At 52.7% G+C, this 404-nt stretch carries 1 rRNA gene (running past both ends of the window); it reads right to left on the minus strand.

What is annotated here, in order from left to right:
* Positions 1-404 (minus strand): 23S ribosomal RNA (locus ASG69_RS00005) (its annotated part extends past both window edges: 225 nt to the left, 2,278 nt to the right); the annotation flags it as partial.

Genomic DNA, 404 nt, shown 5'->3' on the forward strand with positions numbered 1-404 from the left:
GCACTCGACACCTGATTGCCAACCAGGCTGAGGGAACCTTTGGGCGCCTCCGTTACATTTTGGGAGGCAACCGCCCCAGTTAAACTACCCACCAGGCACTGTCCCTGAACCAGATCATGGTCCGAGGTTGAGGTATCCAATACGATCAGAGTGGTATTTCAACAACGACTCCACACACACTGGCGTGCATGCTTCACAGTCTCCCACCTATCCTACACAAACCGAACCGAACACCAATACCAAGCTGTAGTGAAGGTCCCGGGGTCTTTTCGTCCTGCCGCGCGTAACGAGCATCTTTACTCGTAATGCAATTTCGCCGAGTCTATGGTTGAGACAGCTGAGAAGTCGTTACGCCATTCGTGCAGGTCGGAACTTACCCGACAAGGAATTTCGCTACCTTAGGA

Origin of the sequence: Rhodococcus sp. Leaf225 (genome assembly GCF_001426145.1) — a bacterium.
Lineage (GTDB): Bacteria > Actinomycetota > Actinomycetes > Mycobacteriales > Mycobacteriaceae > Rhodococcoides.